This is a genomic window from Agromyces albus (assembly GCF_030815405.1).
Lineage (GTDB): Bacteria > Actinomycetota > Actinomycetes > Actinomycetales > Microbacteriaceae > Agromyces > Agromyces albus_A.
Genome location: NZ_JAUSWX010000001.1, coordinates 3,351,363 through 3,365,022, shown reverse-complemented (window position 1 = coordinate 3,365,022; position 13,660 = coordinate 3,351,363). Strand labels below are relative to the sequence as shown.

At 70.5% G+C, this 13,660-nt stretch carries 18 protein-coding genes; 14 read left to right on the top strand and 4 right to left on the bottom strand.

Annotated elements, in window-relative coordinates; all coding sequences use genetic code 11:
- The first annotated feature begins 26 nt into the window (after nucleotides 1–26).
- The 13 genes from QFZ29_RS15950 (at nucleotide 27) to QFZ29_RS15890 (ending at nucleotide 8,644) form a co-directional block, all read left to right on the top strand.
- Nucleotides 27–386: a GntR family transcriptional regulator gene (locus QFZ29_RS15950; RefSeq protein ID WP_306895020.1), complete on the top strand. Its 360-nt coding sequence runs from the start codon at nucleotides 27–29 to the stop codon at nucleotides 384–386.
- Nucleotides 383–1,291, top strand: coding sequence for an ABC transporter ATP-binding protein (locus tag QFZ29_RS15945; RefSeq protein WP_306895019.1), 909 nt, complete (start codon nucleotides 383–385; stop codon nucleotides 1,289–1,291). The genes QFZ29_RS15950 and QFZ29_RS15945 overlap by 4 nt, the downstream gene beginning before the upstream one ends.
- The gene (locus QFZ29_RS15940; RefSeq protein ID WP_306895018.1) at nucleotides 1,288–2,055 is read left to right on the top strand and encodes a hypothetical protein; all 768 of its coding nucleotides are present in this window, start codon (nucleotides 1,288–1,290) and stop codon (nucleotides 2,053–2,055) included. Before QFZ29_RS15945 ends, QFZ29_RS15940 begins: the two co-directional genes overlap by 4 nt.
- 158 nt (nucleotides 2,056–2,213) lie before the next feature.
- Nucleotides 2,214–2,906: an ABC transporter ATP-binding protein gene (locus QFZ29_RS15935; protein WP_306895017.1), complete on the top strand. Its 693-nt coding sequence runs from the start codon at nucleotides 2,214–2,216 to the stop codon at nucleotides 2,904–2,906.
- Between the two features lie 147 nt (nucleotides 2,907–3,053).
- Entirely contained in the window at nucleotides 3,054–4,220 is a 1,167-nt protein-coding gene (locus tag QFZ29_RS15930) for an FtsX-like permease family protein (RefSeq protein ID WP_306895016.1), read from the top strand.
- A gap of 9 nt (nucleotides 4,221–4,229) precedes the next feature.
- Nucleotides 4,230–4,565 carry a chorismate mutase gene (locus tag QFZ29_RS15925; protein ID WP_306895015.1) on the top strand — a complete coding sequence of 112 codons (336 nt, stop codon included), beginning with the start codon at nucleotides 4,230–4,232 and terminating at the stop codon, nucleotides 4,563–4,565.
- Nucleotides 4,562–5,482 (top strand): SDR family NAD(P)-dependent oxidoreductase, encoded by a 921-nt coding sequence (locus tag QFZ29_RS15920; protein ID WP_306895014.1) that lies wholly within the window; start codon nucleotides 4,562–4,564, stop codon nucleotides 5,480–5,482. Before QFZ29_RS15925 ends, QFZ29_RS15920 begins: the two co-directional genes overlap by 4 nt.
- The gene (locus tag QFZ29_RS15915; protein WP_306895013.1) at nucleotides 5,479–5,655 is read left to right on the top strand and encodes a hypothetical protein; all 177 of its coding nucleotides are present in this window, start codon (nucleotides 5,479–5,481) and stop codon (nucleotides 5,653–5,655) included. The genes QFZ29_RS15920 and QFZ29_RS15915 overlap by 4 nt, the downstream gene beginning before the upstream one ends.
- A 118-nt stretch (nucleotides 5,656–5,773) precedes the next feature.
- Nucleotides 5,774–6,931, top strand: coding sequence for an alcohol dehydrogenase catalytic domain-containing protein (locus tag QFZ29_RS15910; RefSeq protein WP_306895012.1), 1,158 nt, complete (start codon nucleotides 5,774–5,776; stop codon nucleotides 6,929–6,931).
- A gap of 43 nt (nucleotides 6,932–6,974) precedes the next feature.
- Nucleotides 6,975–7,679 (top strand): endonuclease/exonuclease/phosphatase family protein, encoded by a 705-nt coding sequence (locus QFZ29_RS15905; RefSeq protein ID WP_306895011.1) that lies wholly within the window; start codon nucleotides 6,975–6,977, stop codon nucleotides 7,677–7,679.
- Nucleotides 7,676–8,095 carry a pilus assembly protein CpaE gene (locus QFZ29_RS15900; RefSeq protein ID WP_306895010.1) on the top strand — a complete coding sequence of 140 codons (420 nt, stop codon included), beginning with the start codon at nucleotides 7,676–7,678 and terminating at the stop codon, nucleotides 8,093–8,095. The genes QFZ29_RS15905 and QFZ29_RS15900 overlap by 4 nt, the downstream gene beginning before the upstream one ends.
- A 19-nt stretch (nucleotides 8,096–8,114) precedes the next feature.
- Nucleotides 8,115–8,270: a hypothetical protein gene (locus QFZ29_RS15895; RefSeq protein WP_306895009.1), complete on the top strand. Its 156-nt coding sequence runs from the start codon at nucleotides 8,115–8,117 to the stop codon at nucleotides 8,268–8,270.
- A complete protein-coding gene (locus QFZ29_RS15890) occupies nucleotides 8,267–8,644 on the top strand; it encodes a glutaminase (protein ID WP_306895008.1) in 378 nt (125 codons plus the stop codon). Before QFZ29_RS15895 ends, QFZ29_RS15890 begins: the two co-directional genes overlap by 4 nt.
- A gap of 82 nt (nucleotides 8,645–8,726) precedes the next feature.
- On the opposite strand, the gene QFZ29_RS15885 is transcribed toward QFZ29_RS15890, so the two are convergent.
- The 4 genes from QFZ29_RS15885 to QFZ29_RS15870 form a co-directional block, all read right to left on the bottom strand.
- On the bottom strand, nucleotides 8,727–9,236 hold the full coding sequence (locus QFZ29_RS15885; RefSeq protein WP_306895007.1) for an NUDIX hydrolase: 510 nt from the start codon (nucleotides 9,234–9,236) through the stop codon (nucleotides 8,727–8,729).
- A 19-nt stretch (nucleotides 9,237–9,255) separates the two neighbouring features.
- Entirely contained in the window at nucleotides 9,256–11,589 is a 2,334-nt protein-coding gene (gene purL / locus QFZ29_RS15880) for a phosphoribosylformylglycinamidine synthase subunit PurL (protein ID WP_306895006.1), read from the bottom strand.
- Nucleotides 11,590–11,808: 219 nt separating this feature from the next.
- A complete protein-coding gene (locus QFZ29_RS15875) occupies nucleotides 11,809–12,624 on the bottom strand; it encodes a shikimate 5-dehydrogenase (RefSeq protein ID WP_306895005.1) in 816 nt (271 codons plus the stop codon).
- A gap of 75 nt (nucleotides 12,625–12,699) precedes the next feature.
- Nucleotides 12,700–13,161 carry a DUF3817 domain-containing protein gene (locus tag QFZ29_RS15870; RefSeq protein WP_306895004.1) on the bottom strand — a complete coding sequence of 154 codons (462 nt, stop codon included), beginning with the start codon at nucleotides 13,159–13,161 and terminating at the stop codon, nucleotides 12,700–12,702.
- Between the two features lie 2 nt (nucleotides 13,162–13,163).
- On the opposite strand from QFZ29_RS15870, the gene QFZ29_RS15865 reads away from it, so the two are divergent.
- Nucleotides 13,164–13,655 (top strand): adenine phosphoribosyltransferase, encoded by a 492-nt coding sequence (locus QFZ29_RS15865; RefSeq protein ID WP_306896761.1) that lies wholly within the window; start codon nucleotides 13,164–13,166, stop codon nucleotides 13,653–13,655.
- Nucleotides 13,656–13,660 lie beyond the last annotated feature (5 nt).

The window sequence follows — 13,660 nt, the reverse complement described above, 5'->3', positions numbered from 1 at the left end:
CTCGAGCTGAACACCGATTGGCCGGCATGGACGATTCACGTCCGATCTTCATCCAGATCGCAGAACAGGTCGAGAACGACATCATCGAGGGCACGCTCGCCGAAGACGCGCAGATCCCCTCGATCAATGAGTTCGCCGCGTTCTACCGCATCAATCCGGCCACCGCACTGAAAGGGGTGAATCGTCTTGTCGACGATGGCATCGTGTCGAAACGCCGGGGGATCGGCATGTTCGTGACCCCGGGGGCCAGGGCGCGCCTCATCGAGCGTCGTCGCGCCGGCTTCGCGGCGCTCTACCTCAGACCGCTCATCGTCGAAGCCGAGAAGCTCGGCATCGACGTCGACGAACTCGCGGGACTCCTCCGCGCCGAAAGGATCGAATCATGACCCGCACCGTGGTCCGCGCAAGCGGACTCACCAAGCGCTACGGCACCTTCACGGCCGTCGACGCGGTGGACTTCACCCTCGAGGAGCACCGCATCTACGGTCTCCTCGGGCGCAACGGCGCCGGAAAGACGACCATCATGCAGATGCTCACGGGCCAGCTCTTCCCGAACGCCGGAGAGCTCGAGGTGTTCGGTCGCACTCCGGCCGAGCACGCCGACGTGCTGCGCCGCATGTGCTTCATCGCCGAGTCGCAGCGCTACCCCGAAGACTTCACCCCGGCGCACGTGTTCACGTCGGCCCCTTGGTTCTTCGAGAACTGGGACGCCGCGTTCGCCGAGCAGCTCATCTCCGACTTCCGCCTTCCGGTGAAGCGCCGCATCAAGAAGCTCTCACGCGGCCAGCTCTCCGCCGTCGGCGTGATCGTGGGGCTCGCCTCCCGCGCGGAGCTCACGTTCTTCGACGAGCCGTACCTCGACCTCGACGCAGTCGCACGGCACGTCTTCTACGATCGCCTCCTCGCGGACTACGCCGAGCACCCGCGCACGATCGTGCTCTCGACCCACCTGATCGACGAGGTCTCGAGACTGCTCGAGCACGTGATCCTCATCGACCAGGGCCGAATCATCCTGAACCGCGACGCCGATGAGGTGCGCGGCTCCGCCACGACGGTCGCCGGTGCACGTGCTGCGGTGGAATCGTTCGTCGCGGATCGAGCGGTGATCGGGCAGGAAGCCCTCGGCGGGCTGGCATCCGTCACCATCGACGGCCGACTCGATCAGCGAGACCGAATCCTGGCCGCTGAACTCGGACTCGAGCTCGCACCCGTCTCGCTCCAGCAGCTCATCGTCCATCTCACCGGCACCGAGCTCGATGCCGACTCGACCGAACAGGAGGTCGCCGCATGACCGCCACCGCCGCGCAACCGCTCGTCCGCACCGAGACCCGCTCGCGAGCCCACGAGATCTGGCGCATCGTGCGCCTGCACACCGTGAACCCCTCGATCTTCTTCGGCGTGCCGTGGCTCATCCTCGGCGGCGCCTGGGCCGTGAGCATGGTGCTGGCGGTCATCATCACGGGTTCGGGCGCCCAGCCCGACGACGTCGGCGACGGCATGCGATACAGCTGGGCGGTGCTGTCGCCGCAGTGGTACCTGGTCGTCGTGGGCGTGCAGGCCGTGGGCCTGACGTTCTCGTTCGCCCTCGGGTTCGGCGCCACGCGTCGTGACTTCTGGCTCGGGACGAGCCTCATGTTCGCTCTCGTCTCGCTGCTGAACGCGGCGGCCATCGCGACGCTCGTGCAGCTCGAGATCGCGACCGACGGCTGGTGGATCGGCACCCGTATGTTCGACGCGCTCTGGTACGGGCAGACGAGCTGGTTCGGCGACTTCTACGCGACCTTCGCGATGCAGCTCCTCGTGCTCTTCGTCGGCGCGGCCGTGACGACCGTCTTCATGCGCTGGCGCATGCGCGGCATGATGATCCTCTCGTTCGGCGCGATCGCGCTCGCCCTCGCGGCGGTCGCCCTCGTGACGCTGAACCAGGCCTGGCCGGCGGTGTTCGAGTGGTTCGGGAGCCTCGGACTCGGCGGGGCCTTCACACTCGTGCTCACGATGGCCGCGGTATTCGCCGTAGCCGGGTATCTTGTCATCAGGCGGGCGACGCCCCGCTGAGCACGTGCACGGGCACACAGGCCGCGGCGCGGCATCCGATGGGGGTCGGATGCCGCGCCGCATCCGTGTCGCACGTCATCCGCGAGGATGACGCCGGCGCCGCGCAGTCACTCTCCAGCCCGACGCGACGGCTCCACGAGCACGGGCAGTCTCGAACCATGAGCTCCTTCGTGATCGAGGCATCCGGCCTCAGCAAGTCATTCGGGTCGACGCACGCGCTCGCGGGCGTCGACCTCGCCGTGCGCCAGGGCGAGTCGCTCGCCATCATGGGCGCGTCGGGTTCGGGCAAGACGACGCTGCTGCACTGCCTCGCAGGAATCACTCGCCCCGACGCCGGCACGGTCGGCTTCCACTCCGGCGCCGGGCGGGTCGACGTGATGGCGCTCAGCGAGCGCGAGCGTTCCCGGCTGCGCCGCGAGGCGTTCGGGTTCGTCTTCCAGCAGGGGCTCCTCATTCCGGAGCTCACCGCGGTCGAGAACGTCGCGCTCTCGCTCATGCTGAACGGGATGCCGCGCGCCCGCGCCGAGGAGTACGGCGCCGGATGGCTCGCGGCACTCGGCCTCGCCGGCCTGGAGCAGCGACGCATCGGCCAGCTCTCGGGCGGCCAGGCGCAACGCGTCGCGATCGCGCGAGCTCAGGTGACCGGGGCATCCGTCGTCTTCGCCGACGAGCCCACCGGTGCACTCGACTCGGCGACGTCGTCCGACGTCATGGGGGCGCTCCTCGACTCGACCGTCGGGCAGGGGCGCACGCTCGTGCTCGTGACGCACGACGCCGGCGTCGCGAGTCGCTGCTCGCGGATCGTCGACATGCGCGACGGCCGGGTCGTGGCCGAGCGGGTGCCGGCATGATCGCGCGGGTCGCGTGGCTGCTCGCCCGGCCGGGCTCCACGGGGATCGCCGCCATGGCGCTGCCGGTTACGGCGTTCGGCGTCGTGACGGCGCTCCTGCTCACCGTCATCGGCGGGAGCGCAGTCGTTCTGGGGCTGGACCGACGAGATGGGCTTCACCTACCAGGCGCTCGCCGTCATCGCGCTCGTGCTGCTCGTCGTGCCGCTCGTGTCGCTCGGCGGCGCGGCCGCCCGGCTCTCGGCGCGCCGGCGCGACGACCGCCTCGCGACGCTGCGGCTGCTCGGCGCGACGCCCGCGACGGTGTCGGCGCTCGCGGTGATCGAGTCGGCCGTGCTCGCGCTCGTCGGCGCCGTGCTCGGCGTGGCGGTGCATCTCGCGCTCGTGCCGGCGCTCGCGCTCATCGAGTTCCGCGGCGAGGCGCTCGGTGCCGCCGGCGTGCTGCTGCCGTGGCCGGCGCTCGTCGCCATGCCGTTCGGCGTCGCGATGCTCGCCGCCGTGAGCGCGGTGCTCGGCCTTCGGCAAGTGGTGATCTCGCCGCTCGGCGTGCGCACGAAGCAGGATGCCCCGAAGCTGCACTGGCTGCGCATCGTGATCGGGGTGGGCGTCATCATCGTCGCGTTCGGCGTGATGAGCGCGATCCAGGTCGCGCCAACGGCGATGGCGATCCTCGCGATGCTCGTGCTCGGCTTCGGCGGAACGCTCGCGGTGCTGAACCTCATCGGCCCGTGGGTCATCCGCCTCGTCGCACGCGGGCAGGCCGGGCGCGCGAAGACGCCCCAGCGACTCCTCGCGGCGCGCACCGTGCTCGAGTCGCCGAAAGCCGCGTGGCGGCAGGTCGGCGGGGTCGCGATGACGAGCTTCATGGCGGTCTTCGCAGGCGCCGGCGTCTCGGTGCTCGGGGCGTTGGAGTCGGACTCGGATGCCGCGATGCGAGTGCTCGTGACCGACATCCGCACCGGCATCCTCATCACGGTGATCGGCTCGTTCCTCATGGTCGCGTGCTCGGTGGGCGTCAACCAGGCCGCCGGCATCCTCGACCGGGGCGAGCTCTACCGCAGTCTCGACATGCTCGGCATGCCGACGAGGACGATGGATGCCGCGCGCCGCCGTGCCGTCATGTCGCCCCTGCGCATCACCGCGATCGGGTCGGCCGTGACAGCCGCGATCGTGATGCTGCCGCTCACCGGCGCGGCTCTTATCGTCGCCCCGGTCTCGCTCCTCGTCATCGCCGGGGTGCTCGCGGCGGGGATCGGCATCGTGTGGCTCGGACTCGTCGCCACCCGACCTGTGCTGGAGCGCGCCGCTGCGGGTTAGGGTCGAAGCATGACTGATCGGGCCTTCGACGAACGGGATGCGGCGATGAGCGAGCTCCTCGGCATCCGCTCGAGCATCGACAACATCGACGCCGCCCTCATCCACCTGCTCGCCGAACGGTTCAAGTTCACGCAGCAGGTGGGCCGGCTGAAGGCCGCGCACGGGCTGCCGCCGAGCGACCCCGATCGCGAGAAGCGGCAGATCGCGCGGCTCCGCGCGCTCGCCGTCGACGCGCACCTCGACCCGGCCTTCGCCGAGAAGTGGTTCAACTTCGTCGTCGCCGAGGTGATCCAGCACCACGAGGAGCTCGCCGGCGAGGCGAACGGCGACGCGGCCGGACTGTGAGCTGGTACCCGCTCGTCCTGCCGTCCCAAGCCGGGCGGCGCTACCTCGTGACGGGTGCGAACGCGGGCATCGGGTTCTTCACGTCGGCCCGGCTCGCCGGAGCGGGCGCCCACGTCGTGCTGAGCGGACGCAGCCCCGAGCGGCTCGAGGCGGCGACGTCCGCGATCCGCGGCATGGTGCCCGCGGCATCCGTCGAGTCCATCGTCATCGACCAGTCGTCGCTCGACTCGGTGCGCGTGGGAGCCGACCGGCTCATCGGCGGGCCGCCGCTCGACGGCGTCGTGGCGAACGCCGGCCTCGTGCACGCGCCGAGGCAGCGGCTCGAGTCGGTCGACGGCAACGAGCTCGTGCTCGCCACCAACGTGCTCGGCAACTTCGCCCTCCTCTCGCAGTTGCTCCCGCACCTCGCGCCGGGCGCGCGCATCGTCGGGCTCGGTTCGCTCGCGTCGATGCTCAGCACGTTCCGCATGAACGACCTGCACCTGACCCTCGGCTACGACTTCTGGCGGGCCTACGCGCAGTCCAAGATCGCCGGCCAGGTGTTCGCGTTCGAGCTCGATCGCCGGCTGCGGGCCGCCGGCGCGTCCGTGTCGAGCCTCGTCGCGCACCCCGGCTACTCGATCAGCGGCCGCACGCCGCGCGTGCCCGGCGTCAACGAGCCCACGACGGGAACCCGGTTCGCCGACTCGCTGCAGGCGGCGTGGGCGCAGGGCAAGCACCGCGGCGCCGAGGTCGTGCTGCACGCGATGACGTCGCCCGTGGCGAACGGCGGCCAGTTCTGGGGGCCGCGGTACCTGACCAAAGGTCCCCCGGCGCTGCACACGCCCACGCGCACTTCGACCGACGCCGAGATCGGTGCGCAGTTCTGGAGCTTCGCCGAGCAGGCGACCGACTCGGTCTTCGCGGTCGGCGGATGACGCGGCCACGCTCGGCGCGCATACGGCTCCTCCTCGCCCGGGTCGTCGTGGCGGTGGGCATCGTGCTCGTCGTCGTGGCGATCGTCACCGGACGCTTGGGGTTCCTCGTCGTCGGTGTCATCGTGGTGGGCCTCGGGGCGGCACTCGGCCCCGCTCGCATCCGGCCCCGCTGACCGGCGCCTCCGGCAGACGCCCGCGGTTCATGCTCCGGCAACCGCGCATTGGCGCACTGTTGGCGACCGCTCAGTAGCGTGAGCGGTCATACCAACGGCATTCCAGTAGGGGGCATTCGTGCACACTGTAGTGCGAGTTGGCGACCTCGACATCATCGTCAAGCCATCGCCCGTCGCGCTCGTATGGAGCGTGCCCGGTCGGCCGCACGAGGCGCTCGCCGCTCCGGGCGTGCGACTCGCGCCCGGCGATGCCCTCGTCGAGGTCGAGCTCGCGACGATCTGCGGCTCCGACGTGCGCACGGTGCGCGGCGATCGCCCCGCGGCCGCGCCCCTCGTGCTCGGACATGAACAGGTCGGACGCGTCGTCGCGGTCGGGGAGGGCGCCGTGCGTGCCGACGGCTCGCCGCTCGAGCTCGGCGACCGCGTGGTGTGGTCGATCGCGGTCAGCTGCGGCGAGTGCGACCGGTGCCTCCGCGGGCTCACCCAGAGCTGCCGCTCGCTCTCGAAGTACGGCCACGAGCGCGTGCACCGCGGCTGGGAGCTCTCGGGGAGCTTCGCCACGCACGTGCAGCTGCGGTCGGGCACGGCGATCGTGCGCGTGAGCGAGAACATGCCGGCCACGGTCGCGGCCCCAGCCCCCTGCGCGACGGCGACGGCCGTGGCCGCCCTCGACGCGGCATCCGCTCGGGTCGACCTCGACGGCGTACTCGTGCTCGTCACCGACGGCGGCATGACCGGGCTCACCGTCGCCGCGATGGCCCTCGACGCCGACGCCGAGGTGATCGTGTCGGATCCGGATGCCGCCCGCCGGTCGTTCGCGCGACGACTTGGCGCCGTCGCAGTCGACCCGGGTGCCCGTGCAGGATCGCCCGATCTCCTCGACGCGACCCTCGCGCGCTTCGCCGCACGGGGGATCGGCGAGCCGCTCGTCGCGATCGAGACGTCCGGCACCACGGCGGCGGCGTCGACCGCCATCTCGACCGTCGGCGTCGGCGGAATCGTGGTGCTCGCCGGCAGCTCGGCGCCGGGCTCGGAGCTGTGCCTCGATCCCGGGTCGCTCGTGCGCCGCCTCGTGACCGTCACATCGGTGCACGGCGCCACCGGCGAGCAGCTGGCCCGCGCCGTGAGGTTCCTCGAGCGCACGTGGCGCACGCTGCCGTTCGAGGAGCTCGTCGGTGCGACGCATCCGCTCGCCGAACTCGACGCGGCCCTGCTCGAGGCCGCCGGCGGACGGCACGTGCGCGTCGGTGTCGCGCCGGGTCGTAAATCGCTGTGAGTCCGCGCATGTCGGGGGCCGGGCCACATAGGCTGGTGCCTACATGAGAGTGATCAGCTACAACCTTCGAAAGCACCGGGCCAGCGGCGAACTCGTCGGGCTTGCCGAGCACTATGCGCCCGACATCCTGTGCTTACAGGAATGCGACACTCGTGAACTGCCGCAGCACATCCACTCGCTGCAACTCGCGAACGCGACGATGAAGAACCGCCTCGGCCTCGCCGTCTACTATCGCGCCGACCTCTTCCGTGCCGAGAAGGTGCAGGCGTTCGTGCTGAAGAAGTCGCTGCACGACCACCTGTTCCGGCCGGCGCATGAGCGGCTCGTCGGGGTGCGGCTGTTCGACCTCCAGGCCGAGCGCGAGCTCATCGTCGCCTCGTTCCACGCGGCGCCGCTCACGGCGCTCAACTCGCTGCGCCGTCACCAGATCAAGACGGCGCTCGGGGAGCTGCAGCTGCTCGGCCCCGGCCTGCCGACGCTCATGGTCGGCGACTACAACTACCCGATCTTCAAGGACAACCTCGGCGAGAAGGTGCGCGACTCCGGTTACGAGCTCACCCTCAGCGACAAGCGCACCTACACGCGCTACAAGTTCTTCCGCGGGCACTTCGACCTCGCGACCTCCGTCGGCTTCGACATCAGTGGCATCGAGACGCTCAAGCGCGGATCGTCCGACCATATGCCGATCCTCGCGAACGCGACTTACAGCGACCAGATGCAGCCGCTGTCGGAGACCCGCACTCCGTGATCAGTCGCGAGCTCGCGATCGCGCTGCGGGATGCCGGGCTCGTGTGGCGTCCCGAATCGGGCGATCGGTTCCAGCTCGACCTGCCGGGCGACGTGGAGCCCGAGGTCGAGGCCGACGTGTTCACGGTGAGCGACATGACGATCGAGGCGCATCGCTACCCCACCGGTACGATCCTCGGGTTCAACGGCACGACCGAATGGGCGCTCGACTCCGTCTCCCTCGGCGACGCCGTGTGGCTGCCGCGCGAAGACCAGTTGCGCGAGCTGCTCCGATCGACGTTCCGCACGCTGCGGCGGCTCGACGACGCGTTCGAGGTCGAGATCGAGCTCGGCGACGAGCACAAGCGGTTCGAGCATCCGGATGTCGCTGAGGCCTACGGGCTCGCACTCCTCGAGCTCGTGTCGCGCTCGCGCTGACCCGACGTAGGCTCGGAGCATGCCGGAGCGCGACCTCGATGACGTCGCCGCGGCTCGCGCACGTGAGCTCGTGGCACGCGCCGCCGCCGAGCTCGGTGCGGCACGCGCGACGAGGCGCTCGCCGAGTTCGTGCCCGAGCGCCGGGTGTTCGGCATTCCCCGTCGGGCACGCATGACGCCGATCGGACGAGTGTGGCGCCTCGGTGCGCTGCTGCTCACAACCGACGGGGCGCTTTTCGCCGCCGGGCGGGTGACCCGCGCCGAGCGGCCCGCGCGGCGGAGCATCACGGCGAACGCCGTCGCCGAGCAGCGGGCGTACCGGGCCGCCGCCGTGGCCGGAGGCTTCGCCGAGGGCGAGACGGTGAACTTCGATGCGCGCCCGATCGAGCTCGACGCGACGGCGCTCGCCGAGGCATCCGACCCTCTCGTGCTCGACTCGGGCGAGGTGTTCGTGCGCTGGAGCGCCGCGCAACCCGACGCGCTCACGCCGCTCGAACGCTACCTCGCCGATCGGGTCGACCTGCTCGTGAACCCGCCGTCCGGAGCGTGAAGCCGGCAGCTCGGCGGCTGCCTTCAGCGTTCGCCGGGAGTGCCCGTCTCGGCGCCGCCGACCTCCTGCTCCTGCACCGACCTCAGAACCCGTAGGGGGTGATCGGGGCGAGTGTGCCGAGGCGAAGGGCATCGAGTACGGCGAGCTCGTGCGGCACGACCGGTTCGGGCAGTGCGTCGAGCGGGAACCAGCCGAGATCGGCGGCCTTGTCTTCGAGCGGGCTCGGCTCGCCGACCCAGGCGCTGGCGGAGAAGAACACATCGAGGCGCTCCTCGATGGCTCGGGCTCGGCGCTCCGGCCCGCCGCCGGTGCGGTGCATGACGGTAAGGGTCGTGAGCGACGCCGGGTCGACGTCGACGCCGAGCTCCTCACGCGTCTCGCGAACCGCCGCCGTGAGCAACGACTCGCCCTGCTCGACGTGCCCGGCTGCGCCGCACGCCCAGTGCTCGTCGAAGTACCCGGTGCCGCGGCGGAGCTGGAGGAGCACCTCGTCGCCACGACGGAGCACGACGTAGACCGCAGGGATCAGCGAGAACCGACCGTGCGACGCGGCGTACTCCTCGGTGTAGGAGACGCCATCGGAGACGGTCACGGTCGCGGCATCCGCTCGCTCAGTACCCGACGACCGGGCCGAACGCGTCGGAGAGGGTCGCACGGTTCGCGCCGCGCAGTTCGTCGATGCTCACCGTGAAGAGGCCCTGCACCTCGAGCGCGCCCGAAGTGGCATCGGTCACGCCGATGCGGCGCACGGGGTAGTTGCGGCCGTCGCAGAGGCCGCGGAACTTCACGTCGTCTTCGCGCGGCACGGTGACGATGACGCGGCCGGCCGACTCGGAGAAGAGCGCGGTCGCGGCGTCGATGCCAGCGTCTTGGACGATCTCGTCGAGCACGACACGGGCGCCGACGCCGAATCGCGAGACGGCTTCGGCGAGGGCGATCGCGAGGCCGCCGTCGGAGAGGTCGTGGGCCGAGTCGATGAGGCCCTCGACCGCCGCGGCGTTGAGCAGACCCGCGAGGCGCTGCTCGCCGGCGAGGTCGACGAGCGGCGGGTGGCCGCCGAGGTGGTCGTGCACGAGGCCCGCCCACGCGGAGCCGTCGAGCTCGGCGCGGGTGTCGCCGAGCAGGTAGATGTTGTGGCCGTCGTCCTGCCAGCCGCTCGGAACGCGGCGAGCCACGTCGTCGATGACGCCGAGCACGGCGATGACCGGCGTCGGGTGGATCGGCAGGTCACCGGTCTGGTTGTAGAAGGAGACGTTGCCGCCGGTGACGGGGATGCCGAGCTCGAGGCATCCGTCGCTCAATCCCTCGACGGTCTCGGAGAACTGCCACATGACCTCGGGGTTCTCGGGGGAGCCGAAGTTCAGGCAATCGGAAACCGCGGCCGGCACGGCGCCCGTGACGGCGACGTTGCGATACGCCTCGGCGAGGGCGAGCTTCGCTCCCTGCCGCGGGTCGAGCTGCGAGTAACGGCCGTTCGCGTCGGTGGCGATGGAGACGCCGAGCCCCGACTCTTCGTCGACGCGCACCATGCCCGCGTCATCGGGGTAGCTGAGTGCCGTGTTGCCGAGCACGTACTTGTCGTACTGGCTCGTGACCCACGCGGCGTCCGCCTGGTTCGCCGAGCCCACGAGCCGCAGGAACTGCTCGCGAATCTCGTCGGGGGAGGCGGGGCGGTCGAGGTTCGCGGCGGTGTCGGCCTGCAGCGCGTCGATCCACGTGGGGTAGCTGACGGGCCGCTCGTACACGGGGCCGTCGACGGCGACGGTGCGCGGGTCGACGTTCACGATCTCCTCGCCGCGCCACATGATCGACAAGCGGCCGGTGGTGGTGACCTCGCCGAGCACGCTCGTCTCGACGTCCCACTTCTTCACGACCTCGAGGAAGCCGTCGAGCTTCTCGGGGCGCACGATCGCCATCATGCGCTCCTGGCTCTCGCTCATGAGGATCTCTTCAGGCGTCAGTGTGGGGTCGCGCAGGAGCACGTCGTCGAGCACGATCGCCATGCCGCCGTCGCCGTTGCTCGCGAGCTCGGAGGTCGCGCACGAGATGCCGGCGGCGCCGAGGTCTTGGATGCCCTCGACGAGGTCGCCCGCGAAGAGCTCGAGGCAGCACTCGATGAGCACCTTCTCGGCGAAGGGGTCGCCGACCTGTACGGCGGGGCGCTTCGTGGGGCCGCCCTCGGCGAAGGTGTCGGACGCGAGGATGGATGCGCCGCCGATGCCGTCGCCGCCGGTGCGGGCGCCGAAGAGCACGACCTTGTTGCCGGCGCCCTTCGCGTTGGCGAGGTGGAGGTCTTCGTGGCGCATCACGCCCACGGCGAGGGCGTTCACGAGGGGGTTCGCCTGGTAGATCGGGTCGAACCAGGTCTCGCCGCCGATGTTCGGCAGGCCGAGGCAGTTGCCGTAGAAGCTGATGCCGCTCACGACGCCGTGCACGACGCGCGCCGTGTCGGGGTGGTCGATCGCGCCGAAGCGAAGCGCGTCCATCACGGCGACGGGGCGAGCGCCCATCGAGATGATGTCGCGCACGATGCCGCCGACGCCCGTGGCCGCGCCCTGGAACGGCTCGATGTAGCTCGGGTGGTTGTGGCTCTCGATCTTGAAGGTGACCGCCCAGCCCTCACCGATGTCGATGACGCCGGCGTTCTCGCCCATGCCCACCATGAGGTTCTTCTTCATCTCGGGCGTGACCTTCTTGCCGAACTGGCGAAGGTAGATCTTGCTCGACTTGTAGGAGCAGTGCTCGCTCCACATGACCGAGTACATCGCGAGCTCGGCGCTCGTGGGCCGGCGACCCAGGATGTTGCGGATGCGCTCGTACTCGTCGGGCTTCAGCCCGAGCGCGGCGTACGGCTGCTCCTTCTCGGGCGTGGTCGCGGCGACCTCGACGGTGTCGAGCCGGGTCGTCGCGGGCGCAGGAGTCGTGGCGGGAGTCTGAACGGTCACAGGTGGCGAACTCCAGAGAAGGGCGGCGAGGCGGATGCCGCGGGCGGATGCCTGACCGTGCAAGTCTACCGGGCGGCGACGAGTGGCCTCCCGGCTGCCCGCTCCCCGCTCCCCGCAGTAGCCGCAGACCACGCAGAGGATCGTGTCGCGCCGGAGTGAACGAATTCGCTGCCTCCAGCGCAACGCGGTTACTCCCACGTGAGGACGCGATCGTCTGCCCTACTCCGCGCGGGAGAACACCGACGCGCGCTCCACCTGCTCGCGCGTGAGCGGCACGCCCGTGTACCGCTCGAACTGGCGTGCTGCCTGCAGCGCGATGACCTCGGCCCCCGAGATCACGCGCTTGCCGGCCGCGCGGGCGGCGGTCACGAGCGGCGTCTCCGCGGGGAACGCCACGACGTCGAACACCGTCGAGGCGCGCTCGATGAACTCAGGCGAGAAGGCCTGGGCTTGGGCGTCGGTGCCGTGCATCCCGATCGGGGTGACGTTCACGATGACGTCGAACGACGGCGCCGGGTCGTCGGCGACCCACTCGTACCCGTACTTCGCCGCGAGCGCGGGCCCGGCGTCAGCATTGCGCGCCACGACCGTGACCTCCGAGAACTCGGCGCCGCGGAACGCCGCGACGACCGCCTTCGCCATGCCGCCCGAGCCGCGCACGAGCACGCGCGACGCCGGATCGAGCCCGTGCTCGGCGACGAGCGCCGCGATCGCCTCGTAGTCGGTGTTCGAGGCCGTGAGCCTGCCGCCGTCGTTCACGATCGTGTTCACCGACTCGATCGCCGCAGCAGACGGCTCGATTTCGTCGACGAGTGGGATGACGGCCTCCTTGAACGGCATCGAGACGGAGCATCCGCGGATCCCGAGCGCACGGATGCCGCGCACGGCACCCTCGAGATCGTCGGTCGTGAAGGCCTTGTAGATGAAGTTCAGGCCGAGCTCGTCGTAGAGGAAGTTGTGGAAGCGCGTACCGAGGTTCGACGGGCGGCCGGCGAGCGAGATGCAGACCGACATGTCCTTGTTCAGGATGGGCATGCCATCAATGGTGCCGGATGTCGCGCCGCGGCGGTGACTCCGGATGCTGCGGCTGCGGCCGCGGCATCCGCTCGCTCATGCCTCGCGGCCGCCGGGCGGGCCGATAACGAGCAACGTCGTGAACACGGCAGCGATGCCGAGCGCGGCGACCACGGTCAGCAGCACCGGACGCGCGAGGAACCAGCGCAACAGCGCGTTCACCCAGTTGCCGTCGGCGGGGTGGTCGGTGCGCTCGTGGCGCCAGCCTCCCTCGAGGCGGCCGCGGCGAACGAGCCACAGGTCGAAGGGAACGGTCGCGTACGGAACGACCGCGGTGGCCACGGCGACGGCGACGAGGCCGATGCTCCAGCGCTGGTTCACGCCGACGAGCACCGCCGAGAACGCGTACGCGAGGAACACGAATCCGTGGATCGACCCGCCCACGAGCACCGCGGCGTCGATGCCGGCCGCGTACTTCAGGATCATCGCGACGATGAGGATCGTCCAGGTCACGGCCTCGGCGAAGGCGAGGATGCGGTAGAGGCGCTTCGGTGACACGGATGCTCCAGGGGTCGTCGTTCGCGTTCGTCAATCCTCGCAGGAGCAGACCGCCGGTGTTCGCCGATGGGTCGGCGTTCCGTGCGCTCGCCGCGGCGCTCACGGCACCGTTCGAAGGTCGATTCGACGACCTCGGCGGCGTCGAGGCTCGAGGCTTCCTGCTGGCCGGTGCTGCGTCGGCGCTCTGCGGTGCGGGCGTGCTCACCGTGCGCAAGACGGGCAAGCTGCCGCGCGCTGTCCTGAGCGAGAGCTACGACCTCGAGTACGGCACCGCCGGCCTCGAGGTACACGAGGGCGAGCTCGCTCCCGGAGCCCGGGTGCTCATCGTCGACGACGTGCTCGCCACCGGCGGCACGGTCGCGGCTGCGGCGCGTCTCGTCGAACGCGCGGGTTGGCAGGTCGCGGGCATCTCGGTCGCCCTCGAGCTCACGGCCCTCGGCGGTCGCGCGGCGCTCGGCGACCGCTACGAGATCTTCTCGCTGCTGCAGTACTGAACAGG

Coding starts and splice junctions, on each gene's coding strand:
- QFZ29_RS15950 (WP_306895020.1), top strand. CDS start 27: ATGGACGATTCACGTCCGATCTTCATCCAGATCGCAGAACAGGTCGAG.
- QFZ29_RS15945 (WP_306895019.1), top strand. CDS start 383: ATGACCCGCACCGTGGTCCGCGCAAGCGGACTCACCAAGCGCTACGGC.
- QFZ29_RS15940 (WP_306895018.1), top strand. CDS start 1,288: ATGACCGCCACCGCCGCGCAACCGCTCGTCCGCACCGAGACCCGCTCG.
- QFZ29_RS15935 (WP_306895017.1), top strand. CDS start 2,214: ATGAGCTCCTTCGTGATCGAGGCATCCGGCCTCAGCAAGTCATTCGGG.
- QFZ29_RS15930 (WP_306895016.1), top strand. CDS start 3,054: ATGGGCTTCACCTACCAGGCGCTCGCCGTCATCGCGCTCGTGCTGCTC.
- QFZ29_RS15925 (WP_306895015.1), top strand. CDS start 4,230: ATGACTGATCGGGCCTTCGACGAACGGGATGCGGCGATGAGCGAGCTC.
- QFZ29_RS15915 (WP_306895013.1), top strand. CDS start 5,479: ATGACGCGGCCACGCTCGGCGCGCATACGGCTCCTCCTCGCCCGGGTC.
- QFZ29_RS15905 (WP_306895011.1), top strand. CDS start 6,975: ATGAGAGTGATCAGCTACAACCTTCGAAAGCACCGGGCCAGCGGCGAA.
- QFZ29_RS15895 (WP_306895009.1), top strand. CDS start 8,115: ATGCCGGAGCGCGACCTCGATGACGTCGCCGCGGCTCGCGCACGTGAG.
- QFZ29_RS15890 (WP_306895008.1), top strand. CDS start 8,267: ATGACGCCGATCGGACGAGTGTGGCGCCTCGGTGCGCTGCTGCTCACA.
- QFZ29_RS15875 (WP_306895005.1), bottom strand. CDS start 12,624: ATGCCCATCCTGAACAAGGACATGTCGGTCTGCATCTCGCTCGCCGGC.
- QFZ29_RS15865 (WP_306896761.1), top strand. CDS start 13,164: ATGCTCCAGGGGTCGTCGTTCGCGTTCGTCAATCCTCGCAGGAGCAGA.